The sequence below is a fragment of the Natronomonas sp. genome (assembly GCF_036625485.1).
In the GTDB taxonomy this organism is placed as follows: domain Archaea; phylum Halobacteriota; class Halobacteria; order Halobacteriales; family Haloarculaceae; genus Natronomonas.
Map to the genome: position 1 here is coordinate 1 of NZ_JAZKTR010000046.1, position 16,477 is coordinate 16,477.

Here is a 16,477-nt window from a genome sequence, read left to right on the forward strand (position 1 = left end):
CGGTGTTCTCGCCGACGGCGCCGTCAGCGAGGAAGCAATGGCCCGCCGCACCGAGGTAGTAGGCGCCGCCGTCCTCCCAGACGAAGTTCGCGGTACAGCCCGCCGTGGTGCCGTCGCGTTCGATGAGTAGCATCGAGCCCGGGCCGATACCCGAGGACCGTTCGGGAACCGATGCAGCATCGACGGTCTCGGTCTCGTCGTCGAGGCCGCTCAGATCCCGCGGGCCGAGTCGTTCGGCCGAATCCCGAAGCGTCGCTTCGTCCACGCCGGAGGTATCAGTGGCGGACGCCGCGCCGACGCCGCCGAGTCCGACCACGCTCGCAACGCCAGCGCGGAGTAGTCGCCGTCGTGACAGGGAGCCGTAATCCGTCATCGACAGGAAGGTTATCGGATGCCAGAATAGGGCTGCTGGTGGCCATAGCCGGCTTTTTTAGTATTTCACGACGGTGACGTCGGGACGAAATCGGGCCGCACGCCTAAGAACACCCCTCTGTCCGACGGCGTACGCTTTATTGTGGGCCGGCGTAACCTATCCACAGACAATGATACACAGCGAGGGTCCGCTACTTACTATCGACGTCGGCGAACAGACAACGACCGAGGAGGAGATGGACGACGTACTGGAATCATTCATTGGTGGCCGCGGCGTCGGGACGAAACTCGCCCACGACCGCATCCCCTTCGACGCCGACCCGCTCGGCCCGGAGAACCGGCTGGTCTTCGCGGCCGGGCCGCTGCAGACCTCGATGATGAGCTACACCGGCCGGATGTCCTGTACCGGCCTGTCGCCGCTTACCGACGGCCTGCTGTCGTCGAACGCCGGCGGCTTCATGTCCCGGCCGTTCGTCGACACCGGCTATTCGGCCGTCGAAATCGCCGGTGCCAGCGACGAACTCGTCGGCATCCACGTCACCGACGAGGGCGTCGAGTTCGAGACGGTCGACGAACTCGAAGCAGCGACCGTCGAGGAGACCATCGAACACATCGAGGAATCGGCCGGCCTCGATGCGGAACACACCGCTATCGTCGGTCCCGCGGGCGAAAACGAGGTTCGCTTCGCGTCCATCATGACCTCTGAGTCCCGCGCGTTCGGCCGCGGCGGCCTCGGCGCGGTCCTCGGCGCCAAGAACGTCAAGTTCCTCACCTTCGACGGCGACTCCCGCCCCGAGATCGAGGGACTCGACGATGAACTCATCCGTGAGATCCACACGGAGGCCTCCGAGTCCAGCAGTCCCATGAAGGACGCCGGCACCGTCTCCGTCTCCGATTACGCCAACTCCGTCGGCGCGCTGCCGACCAAGTACTTCGAGGAACTCAGCTACGACAAGGTCGACCAGATCGGCTCCGCGGCCGTCATCGAACACAAATACAAGAAGGGCACCTGCTCGTCGTGTGCCTTCGCCTGCAAACTCCCGACCCGCGACGAGGAAAGCGGCCTCGAAACCGAAGGCCCCGAATACGAGACGATGATGTCCTTCGGGTCGAACGCTCTCGTGGACGACTTCGTCGCCATCATGAAGTCCAACGAACTGTGCGACCAACTCGGCATGGACACCATCTCCTGTGGCGATGCCATCGCCGCCTACCTCGCCGCCGAAGACGAGTTCGGCAACACCGAGCTCATCCACGAGACCATCGAGAAGATCGCCCACCGCGAAGGCATCGGCGACACCCTCGCGGAAGGCATCAACCGCTTCCACGACGAGCTGGGCGTCGACAACTGGACGATGAAGGGCATGGAGTTCGCCGCCCACGACGGCCGCACGCTCAACGGACAAGGGCTCTCCTTCGCCACCTCGAACCGGGGTGCCGACCACATGTACGCCGAGATGTACCAACTGGAGTACCCGCTTGTCGCACCTGACCAGGCGCTGGATTCCGACGGCGTCGAGGGCAAATCCGACCGCCTCATCGAGATGGAGAACAAGAACGCCGTCCACGACTCCGGCGTCCTCTGTAAGTTCGCCTTCTCGAACATGACCCACGACCGGTACGCCCGCCTGTTCGACACCGACTGGGAGACGATTCAGGAGGTCGGCAGTCGCATCATCGAACTCGAACGCCACTTCAACAACAAGCGCGGCTTCGACCGCGCGGACGACGACGACCTTCCCTACGAACTGGAGGGCCTCGACGACGAACTCGACAACTACTACGACCTCCGCGGCTGGAACGACGACGGGACCGTTCCGGACGCGAACGTCGGGGGTTCGCCTGCCGCACCCGCCGACGACTAACCGTCCGCGATTTTCTTTATAAGTACGCTTCGTCGACTTCCCGACTACCACCAGCACGCCAGCCGGATATTTATAAGCAAAAACGCGGCCACCGCCGGTATGACCTGAGAACTGCCGGCCGGCGTCTCGCGGGAGCGTGGTGCAGCGCCGGTCGGGAGGTATTGCATCGCCTGTTCGCTATTCGGCGTTCTCGCCGCGCCATGCCGACCCACCGTCGCCGCCGCCCGTCTTGTAGGTCCCGCGGGCGGTGGCGATGTCGGTTCCGTCCTCGTCGGTCACGTCGACCGTGACAGTGGCGACGCTGTCGCCGTTGCGGATGACCTCGGCCTCCGCACGGAGCGTCCCACCGGTCGCGGGTGCGAGGTAGTCCATCCGCATATTGATGGTCGGCGTGACGGTGAAGTTCGCGGAGATGACCGCCGCACCGCCGATGGTATCGGCCAGCGAGTAGGCCACGCCGCCGTGGGCGATGAGTTGGTCCGGATTCGAGGAGTGTTCCTCGCCGAGCTCTAACTCCCCGACCGCGTGGCCGTCTTCGGCCGCCACCAGTTCGATGCCGAGGTGGTCGTTGTACGGCATCCGAGCGAACATCTCTGAGAGATCCATGTGCATCGGTCGGCCGCCGGCGGACAAAAGGCCGTCCAATCGCCGCCGGCAGCCCCCAGCGGCGGTCGGGCGCAACTAACAACACCCCTCCCTCCGACGAACGCGTATGTTCGACGAGATTATGCGGAAGTTCGAGGACAGCCCCAGCCAGCAGGCTGTCATTCGGCTGTTGCTCGAACGCGGGTTCTCGGTCAACGACGAGGGACGCGTCGTCTCCGGCGGTATCGAGATCCCCAACACGGGTATCGCCCGGGAGATCGACGTCGACCGGCGCGTCGTCGATGCGACGACCGACGCCATCCTCGCCGACGACGAACTCCGCCGCATCTTCCAGAACATCTCGGCGATTCCGTCACTGATGGACCTCGCGCCGGTACTGAATCTGAACGTCTTGACGGTTCGCGTCGGCGATGCCGACCAGCCGGGCATCGTTGCCGAGATCACGGGGATGCTCGCCGACCGCGACATATCGATTCGGCAGACGATCAGCGAGGATCCGGAGTTCACCGACGAACCGAAACTCTACATCATCACCGACGAGCCGCTCCCCGGCGAGTTGCTCAACGAAATTCGCGCGCTGGAGTTCGTCCGCAAAATCGAGTTGGAGTAGATACTGTCGGCTTCGTGAATATTCGAATCGCCGACGTGTCCGAGCCCGACCGCAGGGTGTTCCGAAGGGAACAGAAATCCAAGTAGTTACGTCCGACAGTATCAGTTCTTCGTCGGTTCGGACTCGCCGTGGGTCTCCTCTTCGCCCTCTTCGGGCGGCGGATGGCCTTCGACGGCTTCGGCCACGTCGGTCTCCTTGGGGATGTCGACGTGCCAGCGGTCGACCGAGGTCTCGTAGTCCGCGAGTTTGTTCGAGACGCGGATCTTCAGGTCGTCGTCGTTGATGTTGACCTCGAAGACGTAATCGTCGCCCTCGCCGACCGACCGGACGTTGGCGCTGACGAGTTCGTTGTCGAAGTAGTACGGCGAAACCTGCGTCATGACGTTCTGGTAGACGCTGTCTTCGACCTTGCGGAGCGCCTTCCGAGTGGCTGAATCCGCTGCACGGGCGACGTGGTTGATGGATTTACGCCACTCACCGACGGCTTCCTCGGGGTCTTCGAGTCGGTCGTAGGAGTCAGCGAGTTTCTCGCCGGCGGTCTTGAGGTCCTCCTCGGGTTTCTTGCCGGCCTTCTCGCCTTCGCCCTCGGAGACGCTGGCCTTCTCGGCTGTCTTTTCGCTGACGTCCTCGCTGAGGCGTTCCTCGGCTTTCGGCCGCCAGTCGTCCCACTCTTCGAGTGCGTCCTCGTCGACCGGATGGCCCTCCTCGACGAGGTCCTTGAGTGCGCGTGTGATCCGCTCCCCGTGTTCGACGATATCTACCCAGCGCCCGCGGAGTTTGAACCCCGCAACGCTTTCTTCGACCTCCATTACGCAGGGGTTCGTGCCACATCGCCTTACGTTTTGTCGCCTATCGGCGGGCTTTAAGCCGACGGCGCACGCGGTACCTGTATGCCCATCGAGGACCGCGATGACGCACACGTCATCACCCACTCGCTGGCGAAGCACACCCTCTCGGAGCTTCGCTCGGACGAGACCGATCAGGTGGCGTTTCGGAACGGCCTCGTCGACCTCGGTCGTCTCTGCGGCTTCGAGATAATCGACGGAATGCTGGAGACCGAATACGTCTCGATCACGACGCCGCTGGCCGAGACCACCGGTGAGGTGGTCAAGGGCCTCGACGACGTGGTCATCGTCAACGTACTTCGCGCGGCGACCCCGTTCGTCGAAGGACTCGTCGACGCGTTTCCCCACGCCCGCCAGGGCGTCATCTCCGCGGGACGGGACGAGGAGGCCGGCATGAACGAGGAGGGTGAGTTTCCCATTACCGTCGACTACGTGAAACTCCCCGAGATCAACGAGGACGACACCGTCATCGTCGCCGACCCGATGCTCGCGACGGGGTCGACGATGGTCGCGGTTCTGGAGGAAGTCATGGAGATGGGCGATCCGGAACGACTGGTGGTCCTGTCGGCCGTGAGCGCGCCGCCGGGACTCGTCCGCGTCGACGAGGAGTTCCCCATCGCCGACATCCTCACCGTCAGCATCGACGAGCGACTCGACGATGACGGCTACATCGTCCCCGGCGTCGGTGACGCGGGCGACCGCGCCTTCGGTACCTGAACCCCACTGATCTGCCCCGCCGTTTCGGGTCGAAATCCCCCACGCGCCTCGTGGGAACTATCTCCACGAGAACCGGCCACAACCCCTCTACTTCACGTGGAAATAACTGCCGTACTGCGGTTTCGTTCCTGTCGAAGCGTCAGACGTTCGGCATACGGCGACGATACTACGGGTCGACTCGGCCGCTGGTCGCGCTTCGGAGACGGTCCCGAAGCGCCTCGGCCTCGGCGACGGGCACCCGGACATCGAAGGCGACCGTCTCGCCGTAGTCGGCTTCGAACTCGACGCCTTCGCTTTCGAGGATGCCCCGGACCGTGCCCGAGTCGTCGTAGTCGACGCTGATCGAAAACGTCTCGTGGGGGCGTTCCTCGAAGACATCAGCGGCATCGAGAACGTCCTTGACAGCGCCGGAGTAGGCGCGTACGAGGCCGCCGACGCCGAGTTCCGTGCCGCCGAAGTAGCGCGTGACGACGACACAGACGTTCTCTATCTCCTGGCCCTGCAGCACCGAGAGCATCGGCTTGCCCGCGCTCCCGGAGGGTTCGCCGTCGTCGGAGGCGTACTCGCGGAACGGGTCGGCCCGAACGCGGTAGGCGGGGACGTTGTGGGTCGCATCGTCGTAGGCGGCCTCGATCTCCTCGATGAACGCCTCGGCGGCGGCGACGCTCTCGACGGGGGCCGCGTGGGCGAGGAACTCCGAGCCCTGCACGGTGAAACTCGCTTCCGCGCGGTCGGCAAGCGTCAGATACGCGTCGTCCGCGTCGGCATCGTCGTCCGGCACACTCGCGTGTCGGGCCCGACGGTGCAAACCCGTTTCGCGTTCGCTGGCGGCATCCAACGGGTCTTTATACAGGGGGACGACCTATCGGGGGCCAATGGATGCGGCCACACTCGCGACGTTTCTGGCTGCTAGCGTCGCCAGTCTGTTCATGGCGTGGGCCATCGGAGCGGGTTCCTCGGGGTCGACGCCCTTCGCGCCCGCGGTCGGCGCCAACGCCATCTCCGTGATGCGGGCCGGCTTCTTCGTCGGCATCCTCGGATTGCTCGGTGCCACCCTGCAGGGTGCGAACGTCACCGAAGCGGTCGGCCGCGAACTCGTCGTCGGGGCGACCCTTACGCCGGTCGCGGCTATCGTGGCGCTAACTATTGCCGCCGGCCTCGTCGCTATCGGCATCTTCACGGGCTATCCCATCGCCACCGCCTTCACCGTCACCGGCGCCGTCGTCGGCGCCGGACTGGCGATGGGCGGCGGCCCGGCGTGGGCGAAATACACCGAGATTCTCGCCGTCTGGACGCTGACGCCGTTCGTCGGCGGCAGCATCGCCTACGGGACCGCCAAGGGACTCCGTAACGACGCCATCCCCGAACTCGTCGCGATACCCGTACTCGCCGGCATCGTCGGCGCCATCATCGCCAACGTCGAGTTCGTGTTGCTCGGGCCGCCGGGCGAGGCCGCATCGCTTGCGACGACGACTACAACCTCGCTCCCCGGCCGCCTCGGCGTGACGCTGCTCGTGGCCGTCGTCGCCGCAACCGCCCTCGGCGCCGATATTCGTGACGACCGGGAGGCCGGCCAACGGCATTTCCTGATCGCGTTGGGGGCGCTCGTGGCCTTCTCGGCTGGCGGCAGTCAGGTCGGCCTCGCCTTGGGGCCCCTGCTCCCGCTTTTCGATACGGTCGATTTCGCGGTGCCGCTGGTGGCCCTGCTATTCGGCGGCGGCCTCGGCCTCCTCGTGGGGTCGTGGACCGCCGCCCCGCGGATGATAAAGGCGATCTCGCAGGATTACTCCTCGCTGGGGCCACGCCGGTCCATCGCCGCGCTCATTCCCTCCTTTACTATCGCGCAAGTGGCCATCTTCCTCGGCGTGCCCATCTCGTTCAACGAGATCATCGTCTCGGCGGTCGTCGGCGCGGGCGCGGCCGCTGGCTCCGGCGGCGTCAGCGGCGGCAAGATGGGCTATACCGTGCTGGCGTGGATCGGGTCGCTGGTCGGCGCCAGCGTCCTCAGCTACGGCCTCTATACTGCCTTCACCGCAGTCGTCTGATGGGAGCGCTACGAGAGGCGGACCCAGCCGACGCCGAGAAGCGCATACGCGAACCCGAACCCTGCAAAAAGAAGCTCCCCGTTCGAGAAACCCCATGCCGCCTGAAGCACGCCAAGCAGGGCCATCGCTAGCCCGAGGGCGCTTCGAACGCGTTCCCGTTCCATGGTTTCGATCGAATCCTCCGTAGGCGACGCCCCGTCACGCGGAGGCCGTTACTCCTCGTCGCCCGACTCTTCGTCGTTCGTCTCCGCGTCGTAGTCCTCGGTACGAGTGATTCGGGCCTTCAGGATGCGCGTGTTCTCGACGCGTTCGACGAGTATTTCGAGGCCGTCGTACTCGATGACCTCGCCTTCCTCGACGAGACGTCCCGCGAGGTTGAAGATGAACCCGGCGAGCGTCTCGAACTCCTCGCCTTCGGGGATGTGGATGTCGAGTTCCTCGTTGACCTCGTCGATGTTGACCTCGCCTTTGACGATGGCCGTATCGTCGTCGACGAACTCGATGGGCTCTTCTTCGCCCGCTTCGAGCAGTTCGCCGACGATCTCCTCGGTGATGTCCTCCATCGTCACCAGCCCCTCGGTCGTCCCGAACTCGTCGATGACGATGACCATGTGGAGGCGCTTGCGGCGCATCTCCTTGAGCAACTCGTCGACGTTCTTCGATTCGGGGACGTGCAGCGTCTCCTCGATGAGGTCCTCGAGTTCGAGGTCGTCCTTCTCGCCGTAGGTGTAATCTCGAACGAGGTCGCTGACGTGGACGATACCGAGGACGTTGTCGAGGCTGCCCTCGTAGACCGGCAGTCGGGTGTGGCCGCCGCGGACGCACTTCTGGAGGGCCTCCTCGATGGTTGCGTCCGTCGAGACGGCCTCCATGTCGAGCCGCGGCGTCATGATCTCCTTGGCGATGGTGTTGGTGAACCGGAAGATACGCTGGAGCATCTCGCGTTCGTCCTCCTCGAGGACGCCCGCGCGCTCGCCCGTCTCGATGATGTCGCGGATCTCCTCGCGGGTGACGTAGGTGGATTCGATCTCGCCGCGCCCGCCGGTGATGCGGTTGACCTGTCGGGTGAGGTAATCGAAGGTGACGATGAGGGGCAACAGCAGGTACTCCGAGTACTTCAGCGGGCGAGCGATGCGCAGGGCCCACGATTCGGTGTTCTCGACGGCGTAGGATTTCGGCGCGCTCTCGCCGAATAACAGCACGAGCGCCGTGATGCCGAACGTCGAGGCGAGGACGGCCTGTCCCTGCGTGAGGAAGTACGTCGCCAACAGCCCCGTCGTCAGCGACGACATCGCGATGTTGACGATGTTGTTTCCGACGAGGATGGTGACGAGCAGGCGGTGGGGGTCGTCCTTCAGCCCCTTCAGCGCCTCCGCGCCCGGCATGTTATCGGAGACCATCGCGTCGACCCGATGCGGTGGCAGCGAGAACATCGCTATCTCCGACGACGAGAAGAACGCCGATAGCAACAAGAGGACGACAACCGCCAGCCCACCGAGGATGGCGACGGTCGTATCGCTGAACGGAAGTTCACCCGGATCGGGACCGACCTGTATCACACTAACGACGTACCACGCGAGAGAGCCCATCTGGACGTGCGGTTTTCTGCGGGCGCGGGATTAAGGCTTACTCATGTGTTACGCGGTCGTGTCGAACCGATGGCCGCGGGCGACACCCTTAGGCGCGGACCGCTTGTACACCTCTCCATGAGCGAACCCGCAATCACGCTATACCGGCTACAGGCGTGTCCCTTCTGTGAACGCGTCGTGCGCGTATTGAACGACCTTGACCTCGATTACGAATCCCGCTTCGTCGAAGCGCGTCACTCCCGCCGCGACGCCGTCAAGCGGCTCACCGGCGCCCGGACCGTCCCTGCCATCGTCGACGAGAACACCGGCATCACGATGAGCGAGAGCGCGAACATCGTCGAGTACCTTCAGGCGACCTACGGTGACGGCGCGACCGACGCCGAACGCGTCACCGCAAGCGCCGCCAGCGGAGGTGACGACGAATGAACCTCGGCTTCGACGTCGTCGAACTCGGCGAGGCCGACCACCCCGAAGCCGGCGACGAGGCGCCGGATTTCACCCGCCCGCTCGTCAACGACGAGTACTGGGCCGACGCCTCGCTGTCGGAGTTGATCGACGACGGACCCGTCGTCCTCCTCTTCCACACCATGGACGGGGACTTCCCGGCCACCTACATCTGGCAGGAGATCGACAAGCGCGGCTGGGACGACTACGACGTGTCGGTCGTCGGCCTCTCGATCTCCTCGCCGTACGAGCACTCCCGCTTCCTCGAAGAATGGGACGTCGAACAGTACCGAATCTTTTCGGACCCGCAGAACGGCGTCGCCGAGGAGTACGGCATCGTCAACGACCTCGATGGAATGGCGGGCGTTTCCGAACCCCGCCCCGCCGTCTTCGTCGTCGACGAGGACCGAACCATCGAGTTCGCGTGGGTCGCCACCGACTGGCCGGAGTTCCCGCCGTACGACGACGTCGAAGCGGCCATCGAAGGACTGTAACCAGTCGAACGCGTACCGTCGTCCGTGACCGAGACCGACGTCGACCTCACCGAGGCCGTTGCCGCGATCCGCCGCGGCGACCTCGTGGTCTATCCAACCGAGACGGTCTACGGGCTGGCCGCCGACGCGCTGGATGCCGAGGCCATCGAGCGCGTCTTCGAGGCGAAAGGCCGCTCCCGCGACAAGCCGATCTCGATGGCGTTGCCCGACGCCGAGGTCGCACGGGACTACACCCGACTCTCGGACCGTGAGGCCTCCTTCTGTGCCCGGTTCCTCCCGGGGCCAGTGACCGTCCTCTTGGAGCGGACCGACCGCGTTCCCGATGCGCTCGTCGCGGGCGAGGACCGCGTCGGGATTCGCGTCCCGGACCACGACCTCGCACGGGAACTGGCGCGCCGGACGGGGCCGATCACCTCGACCAGCGCGAACAAGAGCGGCGAGTCGAGCGCCCGACGCGTCGCGGACATCGCCCCCGAGGTTCGCGAGCGAGTGGCCGTCGTACTGGATACCGGCGAGACGCCCGGCACTGAGAGTACCGTCGTCAACGTCGCCGAAAACGAGATCGTCCGCCGCGGCGCGCGCGCCGACGAGATCGAGGCGTGGCTGGCCGAGAACTGAGGATCCTCGGCTTCCACGGGCGGTGTATCGAGTTCTGCCCGCGACAGAAGGCTTTTGAGCGACACTGACCAACGTCGCCACATGCGCCGAGACGACCGCGACGACCCCTTCGACGACATCTTCAGCGAGATAGAGCGGATGATGGAGGAGATGACGGGCGGCGTGAACGGCCCGGGAAGCGCCGGCTTCGGCGACGATGCGCACGTCTCGGTGTACGAGACCGACGACGAACTGACGGTCGTCGCTGACATGCCCGGCGTCGCCAAGGAGGACATCGATATCAAATGCGACGGCCGACACGTCACTATCTCTGCATCGACCGACCGCAGCGAGTACGAAGAGCGCATCGAACTGCCCGCCCGCGTCGACGAACACTCCGCGACTGCGACGTTCAACAACGGCGTCCTCGAGATCACGCTCGACCGCACCGGCAGTTCCGCGAATATCGACCTCTCCTGACGCTCCTCATACGGCTCGGTGTGGCCTTTTACCGTCGACCACCGAACTGTACTGGGCGCTCGCCGGTACTCCGTTACGACGAGCCGTATCAGTTCTCGAAATCGCCGGCATATTTACCTTGGAAACACGGAACGATGTTGTAATGGTTCGCCATGGGAGGAGGGGAAGAGACACATCAGGGTCCGACGGCGAACGGCCCGACGTGGGTGGGAGCGATTCCGTTATCTCCGTTCTGCAGTTGGACGACGAGCGGTCGTTCTTACAGACCTCGAAGCGGCTACTGGAGCGACACGAACATCTGCGTATCGAAACCGAAACCGACCCGGAGGCCGCACTCGACCGCCTCGATTCGGTCGATTGTGTCGTCGCCGATTACGACATGCCGAGGATGGACGGTATCGAGTTCCTCGAAGCCGTCCGAACGCGGGCGCCCGACCTGCCGTTCATCCTCTTTACCGGGAAGGGTAGCGAGGAGATAGCCGGCAAGGCAATCCGCGCGGGCGTCACCGACTATCTCCAGAAGGGCGTCGATACCGACCGGTTCACCGCCCTTGCAAACCGGATAACGAACGCCGTCGAGCGGTACCGGGCCGAGAAACGAGCGACGGCCGCCGACCGCCGGGCACGCCGCCTCTACGAGCGCATCGACGACGGCTTCGTCGCCGTCGACGACAAGTGGCGTTTCACCTACGTCAACCAGCGCGCCGGCGAACTCCTCGGTGCGACCCCCGAGCAACTGATCGGCGTCACCGTTCAGGAAGCGTTCCCTAAGTTGGCCGGCGCCCGCTTCGAGACGGAGATGGAACGCGCGATGGCCGAACAGGAGACGGTCACGCTGGAGGAGTATTACGAACCGCTCGACGAATGGTTCGAGGTGCGGGTATTCCCCGACGAATCCGGCCTGTCGGTCTACTTCCGGGACGTGACCGACAAGAAGGAACGCGAGCGACGGTACAACGCCGTCTTCAACAACACCTACCAGTTCACGGGGTTGTTGGAACCCGACGGCACGGTCATCGAGGCCAACGAAACGGCGTTGGATTTCGTCGGGGCCGACCGCGAGGAGGTGGTCGACAAGCCCCTGTGGGAGACGCCGTGGTTCACGTTCAACGACGAAACCCGTCGCATCGCCCGCGAGTCGGTTCGGCAGGCGCGGAACGGAACCTTCTATCGTGACGAACTGCCCATCGAGGGCGCCGACGGCGAGACCATCATCATCATCGACTACTCGCTGCGGCCGGTGACCGACGAGCAGGGTGACGTGACGCTGCTAGTCCCCGAAGGCCGGGACATCACCGACCGCAAGGAGCGCGAAGCGGAACTCCGCGAGGAGCGTGCCATCACCGAGAGCATCTTCTCGTCGCTTCCGGACGTCTTCTACGTGTTCGACGAATCGAGGCAGTTCATCCGCTGGAACGACCGCCTGACGTTGGTGACCGGCTACGACGACGAGGAGGTCGCCGAGATAGATCCGGTCGAACTCGTCCCCGAGACGGACCGCGAGAAGGTCGAGGACGGAATCGAGGTCGCCCTCGAGGACGACCGAACCGTCACCATCGAATCGGCGCTCGTAACGAAGGACGGCGAGCAGATTCCCTACGAGTTCGCGGCTGCCCAGTTGACCGATAACGACGGCGACGTGCTCGGACTCGTCGGTATCGGTCGCGACATCAGCGAGCGAGCCGAGCGAGAACAGCAACTCGAACGGAAGAACGAACAACTCGAGGAGTTCGCCTCGCTCATCTCACACGACCTCAAGACGCCACTGTCGGTCGCCAGCGGCAACCTCCATCTCGCCCGGCAGACGGGCGACGAAAAGTACTTCGAGGAGGTCGAGACGGCCCTCGACCGGATGGAGACGCTCATCGACGAGGTACTGGAGTTGGCCAAACAGGGCGAGGTCGTCGACGATGCGGCGCCGGTCGCCCTCGGACCGATGCTCTCGGACATCGAGACGGCCACCGGCACCGATATCGAGAAGCGCTACCCCGACGACGCGGCCGTCGTCGCCGAACAACCGCGGCTCTACTCGCTTTTGAGTAACCTGGTCGCCAATTCCGTCGAACACGGTTCAACGAGCCCTCGCCTGAAGACTCGCGGGGACGGCATGGAACACGGTGACGCCGACATCACCGTCGAGGTCGGACTCGAAGACGACACCCTCTACGTCGCCGATGATGGACCGGGCATTCCGGAAGACGAACGCGAGAACGTCTTCGACCCCGGTTATTCGGGCGACGACGGCAGCGGCTTCGGCCTCGCCATCGTCGAAGCTATCGCGGATGCCCACGGCTGGGAGGTCGACGTGACCGAAAGCGAGACGGGCGGTGCTCGTTTCGAGATCAGTGGCGTCGAGACGCGGTCCGTCGAATGAGCGCCGCCAACCGGTCGTAGAAGTCAGCCTCGTATTTCGTCGCGTCGTCGACGGTCGGGCGGGCGTTGGTCTCGTTGACAACGGCTCGGTCGTCGGTGACGAGGATGTCGACGCCGAGCCAATCGATATCGAGCGCTTCGGCCGCCTCCTCGGCGAGCGCTCGGAGTTCGACCGGCAGGTCGACGCCTTCTGCGACGGCGCCCCGGTGGACGTTGTGTTTCCAGCGGCCCGCCTCGCGGTCGGCCTCGGGGAGACGCCGTTCGACGGCACCGACGAACTCGCCGTCGACGACCATCGCCCGGTAGTCGCGGGCGTCGGGGAGGTACTCCTGGACGAGGAACGACCGGTCGTCGGCCGCCCGGTAATCGTGGACCAGAGAGAGGTAATCGCAGACGCCGAGGAAGGAATCGAGGTCGTGTGCCTTGGCGATGCCGACCCCGCGGGTGGTGGAGTTGGGCTTGACGACCACGGGCGGGTCGAACCGCTCGAAGGCCGCGCGGAGTTCCGACTGGTCGACGGGATTGGAGACGTAGACGCTTTCGGGCGTATCGATGCCCGCCTTCCGAAGCCGAGCGAGCGCGCCCGCCTTGTTCCGACTCCGTAGAATCGCCTCGCGGTCGTTGACCCAGGGCACCTCCAGTAAGGCGTCGCCGACGCCGCCCTCCATGATACGGGGTGGGTAGACGAACCCGACATCGAACGGTTCCTCGGCGAGCGGTTCGCCCAGTGGCTGGGGGCGCTTTCGGGTCGGGACGTGTTCGGCCTCGATGCCACGCTCGCGGAGGGGTTCGCGGATACGACCGAGGGTTTCGGCGTTCGTCGCCACCGCCAACCGGAGCATATCCGAGAGTTGGCTGCGAACGCCTTGAATCCGCCGCCCTGCCGTGTCCCTCCCGGCCACCAGAAAGCACATGCCGGAGATGGAACACTGCCGACTATGGACTCCGCTGCGGACGCCGCCCTCCGTGATGCCTTCCCCGACCGCACCATCGAGGAGACTGCCGTCGCCGGCCCCTCGTGGAACGAGAAAAACGAGACGGTCAAGGTAACCTTCACCGACGGCGAGGTGGCCTATCTCAAACTCGCCCTCGACGGCAAGGGGCGCCGAATCGTCCGGGAGCGTGCCGTCATCGAGTACGTCGGTGCGAACGGCGACGTGCGTGCACCCGACGTCATCACGAGCGACGCCGATCGAGAGATTCCGTATCTCGCCACTGCACGGATGGCCGGGCTACCGCTCTGGAAACCGTGGGACGAGGCCGACGCGGCCGAACGGGAGCGACTCCTTCGACACGTCGGCCGCGCGCTGGCGACGCTCCACGCGGAACGGTTCGAGGCCCATGGCCGGGTCGTCGATGGCGACGCCGACGGACTCGAACTCGACGCCGGGTCGTGGACCGACGTGCTGGTCGATACCATCGAGGAGATGCGCGCGCTGGCTATCTCCGAGCGGTTCGAACACCATTTCGACGCGGTCATCGAGGCCGTCGAGGAAAACCGTGAGGTGCTGGAGGAGGCGCCGGCAGCCCTGCTACACGGCGACCCTGCCGCGCCGAACTGCATGCTGGCGGACGGCGACCTCGGCTTCGTGGACTGGGAGCGTTCCCACGTCGGCGACCCCGCTCGGGACCTCTATCGTGCTCGCAACCAGCAGATCGACGCCATACGCGAGGCCAGCGACGAGCGACTCGTTGCGGCGCTCCACGATGGCTACCGCGAACAGGCCGACGGTCTCCCCGACGGCTACCACGAGCGCCGTCCCATCTACCGGGCCATCAGACACCTTGCTGTCTCCGGGTTCTTCGAGAACTACCTCGACTATCGCGAGGAATCGGCCGATGAACTCGCCGCGTGGACCAGCGAGGAGATGGACCGCCGCCTCGATGCTATTCGCTAGTCGTCGTCGGTCTCGGCCTCGACGTCCGTCCGGGCCTGCCGTTCGGCGGCACGCTCGATGAACTCCTGTGGGAGTTCGTCGATTTCGCCGGCCTGCACGCCCCAGAGATGGGCGTAGAGTCCGCCGTCGTCGAGCAGGTCCTCGTGGGTGCCCCGCTCGACGATCTCGCCGTCTTCGAGGACGAGGATCTTGTCGGCGTCCTTGATGGTCGACAGTCGGTGGGCGATAGCGAAGGTCGTTCGGTCGGCGGTCAGCCGGTCCAGCGACCGCTGGATGAGCATCTCGGTTTCGGTGTCGACGTCCGAGGTCGCCTCGTCGAGAACGAGGATGTCGGGGTCCTTGAGGACCGCGCGGGCGATGGAGATGCGTTGGCGCTGACCGCCGGAGAGTTTCACGCCGCGCTCGCCGACCATCGTGTCGTAGCCGTCCGGCAGGTTCTGGATGAAGTCGTGGGCCTCGGCGGCCTTCGCGGCTTCGACCACGGCCTCGTCGTCGGCACCGAAGGTGCCGTAGGTGATGTTCTCTCTGACCGTCCCGTAGAAGAGGAACGTGTCCTGGCCGACGTAGCCGATGGCCTGTCGCAGGGAGGGCAGCGTCACCTCCCGGAGGTCCTGGCCGTCGATACGGATGGCGCCCTCGTCGACGTCGTAGAGCCGCAACAGGAGCTTCAGGACGGTCGATTTGCCGGCGCCCGTCGGCCCGACCAGCGCGAGGGTTTCGCCGCCCTCGACCTCGAAGTCGATCCCGTCGACGATGGTCTCGTCGTCGTAGCCGAAGGAGACCTCGTCGTATTCGACGCGGCCCTCGTCGACCTCGAGCGGTTGGGCGTCGGGGTCGATCTGGAGGCGGTCCGGTTCGTCCATCAGCCCGAAGATGCGCTCGGCGGAGGCGTAGGCCCGCTGGTACATATTGATTATCTGGCCGAACTGCGCCATCGGCCAGATGAACCGCTGGGTCAGCAGGATGAACGTGACGAACTCGCCGGTGTAGAGGGGCTCGGTCAGGGGGCCGGGCGCGGCGCCGGTCGTTTCGGTCGCCAGCACCCAGATCCCGCCGATGAGGAAGGTCAACACGAAGCCGATGCCCGCGATGACACGGAGGCCTGGGAAGAACTTGATACGCGTCTCGATGGCGTCCCAGTTGGCGTCGAAGTAGTCGCCGGAGACGTCCTCGACGCGGTCGGATTCGTAGCCCTCGGTGTTGGCCGACTTGATGACCTGAATCCCGCCGAGATTGTTCTCGAGGCGGGAGTTGACCTGCCCGACCGTCGAGCGGACTTCGGCGTATTTCGGCTGGATGATCTGGATGAACTTGTAGGTGAACAGCGCGATGAGCGGCACCGGCACGAGGGCGATGAGCGCGAGTTGCCAGTTGAGCCAAAAGAGGATGGCCGCGATGCCCAGCACCATCACCGACAGCCGGAACGTCGAGTTGAGGCCGTCGTTGAGGAAGCGTTCGAGGCGGTTGACGTCGTTCGAGAGGATGCTCATCAGTTCGCCGGTCTGCTTGTCGGCGAAGAAGTCCATGTTCAGCCGCTGCATC

Annotated in this window: 18 protein-coding genes; 10 read left to right on the forward strand and 8 right to left on the reverse strand. The window is 64.9% G+C overall.

Going from position 1 to position 16,477, the window contains the following annotated elements; translation table 11 throughout:
* The coding region (locus V5A53_RS06490; protein WP_332312767.1) for a hypothetical protein at positions 1 to 373 on the reverse strand (373 nt) is incomplete at its 3' end.
* Between the two features lie 169 nt (positions 374 to 542).
* Between V5A53_RS06490 and V5A53_RS06495 the strand changes: the two genes are divergently transcribed.
* Entirely contained in the window at positions 543 to 2,237 is a 1,695-nt protein-coding gene (locus V5A53_RS06495) for an aldehyde ferredoxin oxidoreductase family protein (protein WP_332312768.1), read from the forward strand.
* Positions 2,238 to 2,414: 177 nt separating this feature from the next.
* Here V5A53_RS06495 and V5A53_RS06500 read toward each other — a convergent pair whose 3' ends face one another.
* The gene (locus tag V5A53_RS06500) at positions 2,415 to 2,843 is read right to left on the reverse strand and encodes a PaaI family thioesterase (RefSeq protein WP_332312769.1); all 429 of its coding nucleotides are present in this window, start codon (positions 2,841 to 2,843) and stop codon (positions 2,415 to 2,417) included.
* A 106-nt stretch (positions 2,844 to 2,949) separates the two neighbouring features.
* Between V5A53_RS06500 and V5A53_RS06505 the strand changes: the two genes are divergently transcribed.
* On the forward strand, positions 2,950 to 3,453 hold the full coding sequence (locus V5A53_RS06505; RefSeq protein WP_332312770.1) for an ACT domain-containing protein: 504 nt from the start codon (positions 2,950 to 2,952) through the stop codon (positions 3,451 to 3,453).
* A 101-nt stretch (positions 3,454 to 3,554) separates the two neighbouring features.
* On the opposite strand, the gene V5A53_RS06510 is transcribed toward V5A53_RS06505, so the two are convergent.
* Positions 3,555 to 4,262, reverse strand: a complete 708-nt coding sequence (locus V5A53_RS06510) for a DUF5828 family protein (protein ID WP_332312771.1) — start codon at positions 4,260 to 4,262, stop codon at positions 3,555 to 3,557.
* A gap of 81 nt (positions 4,263 to 4,343) precedes the next feature.
* Here V5A53_RS06510 and upp point away from each other — a divergent pair, with 81 nt between their 5' ends.
* A complete protein-coding gene (gene upp / locus V5A53_RS06515) occupies positions 4,344 to 5,015 on the forward strand; it encodes a uracil phosphoribosyltransferase (protein ID WP_332312772.1) in 672 nt (223 codons plus the stop codon).
* 166 nt (positions 5,016 to 5,181) lie between these two features.
* Here upp and V5A53_RS06520 read toward each other — a convergent pair whose 3' ends face one another.
* The gene (locus V5A53_RS06520) at positions 5,182 to 5,796 is read right to left on the reverse strand and encodes an IMPACT family protein (protein WP_332312773.1); all 615 of its coding nucleotides are present in this window, start codon (positions 5,794 to 5,796) and stop codon (positions 5,182 to 5,184) included.
* Between the two features lie 94 nt (positions 5,797 to 5,890).
* Here V5A53_RS06520 and V5A53_RS06525 point away from each other — a divergent pair, with 94 nt between their 5' ends.
* Complete coding sequence (locus tag V5A53_RS06525; protein ID WP_332312774.1) at positions 5,891 to 7,060, forward strand: inorganic phosphate transporter; 1,170 nt, start codon at positions 5,891 to 5,893, stop codon at positions 7,058 to 7,060.
* A gap of 8 nt (positions 7,061 to 7,068) precedes the next feature.
* On the opposite strand, the gene V5A53_RS06530 is transcribed toward V5A53_RS06525, so the two are convergent.
* Together V5A53_RS06530 and V5A53_RS06535 are read right to left on the reverse strand one after the other, a co-directional pair.
* Complete coding sequence (locus V5A53_RS06530) at positions 7,069 to 7,224, reverse strand: hypothetical protein (RefSeq protein WP_332312775.1); 156 nt, start codon at positions 7,222 to 7,224, stop codon at positions 7,069 to 7,071.
* Between the two features lie 48 nt (positions 7,225 to 7,272).
* Complete coding sequence (locus V5A53_RS06535) at positions 7,273 to 8,649, reverse strand: hemolysin family protein (protein ID WP_332312776.1); 1,377 nt, start codon at positions 8,647 to 8,649, stop codon at positions 7,273 to 7,275.
* A gap of 117 nt (positions 8,650 to 8,766) precedes the next feature.
* On the opposite strand from V5A53_RS06535, the gene V5A53_RS06540 reads away from it, so the two are divergent.
* The 5 genes from V5A53_RS06540 to V5A53_RS06560 all read left to right on the forward strand — a co-directional run bounded on the left by V5A53_RS06540 (position 8,767) and on the right by V5A53_RS06560 (position 13,038).
* The gene (locus V5A53_RS06540) at positions 8,767 to 9,075 is read left to right on the forward strand and encodes a glutathione S-transferase N-terminal domain-containing protein (RefSeq protein ID WP_332312777.1); all 309 of its coding nucleotides are present in this window, start codon (positions 8,767 to 8,769) and stop codon (positions 9,073 to 9,075) included.
* Complete coding sequence (locus V5A53_RS06545; RefSeq protein ID WP_332312778.1) at positions 9,072 to 9,587, forward strand: peroxiredoxin family protein; 516 nt, start codon at positions 9,072 to 9,074, stop codon at positions 9,585 to 9,587. The genes V5A53_RS06540 and V5A53_RS06545 overlap by 4 nt, the downstream gene beginning before the upstream one ends.
* 24 nt (positions 9,588 to 9,611) lie before the next feature.
* Complete coding sequence (locus V5A53_RS06550; protein ID WP_332312779.1) at positions 9,612 to 10,205, forward strand: L-threonylcarbamoyladenylate synthase; 594 nt, start codon at positions 9,612 to 9,614, stop codon at positions 10,203 to 10,205.
* 81 nt (positions 10,206 to 10,286) lie between these two features.
* On the forward strand, positions 10,287 to 10,664 hold the full coding sequence (locus V5A53_RS06555; RefSeq protein ID WP_332312780.1) for an Hsp20/alpha crystallin family protein: 378 nt from the start codon (positions 10,287 to 10,289) through the stop codon (positions 10,662 to 10,664).
* A gap of 202 nt (positions 10,665 to 10,866) precedes the next feature.
* Entirely contained in the window at positions 10,867 to 13,038 is a 2,172-nt protein-coding gene (locus V5A53_RS06560) for a PAS domain-containing protein (RefSeq protein ID WP_332312781.1), read from the forward strand.
* Here V5A53_RS06560 and V5A53_RS06565 read toward each other — a convergent pair.
* Positions 13,007 to 13,879: an ATP-grasp domain-containing protein gene (locus V5A53_RS06565; RefSeq protein WP_332312782.1), complete on the reverse strand. Its 873-nt coding sequence runs from the start codon at positions 13,877 to 13,879 to the stop codon at positions 13,007 to 13,009. The two genes, V5A53_RS06560 and V5A53_RS06565, sit on opposite strands and share 32 nt — an antisense overlap.
* Positions 13,880 to 13,975: 96 nt before the next feature.
* Between V5A53_RS06565 and V5A53_RS06570 the strand changes: the two genes are divergently transcribed.
* Positions 13,976 to 14,935, forward strand: a complete 960-nt coding sequence (locus V5A53_RS06570) for a phosphotransferase family protein (RefSeq protein ID WP_332312783.1) — start codon at positions 13,976 to 13,978, stop codon at positions 14,933 to 14,935.
* Here V5A53_RS06570 and V5A53_RS06575 read toward each other — a convergent pair.
* Positions 14,932 to 16,477: ABC transporter ATP-binding protein (locus V5A53_RS06575; protein ID WP_332312784.1), on the reverse strand; the 1,546-nt coding region annotated here is incomplete at its 5' end. The genes V5A53_RS06570 and V5A53_RS06575 overlap by 4 nt on opposite strands.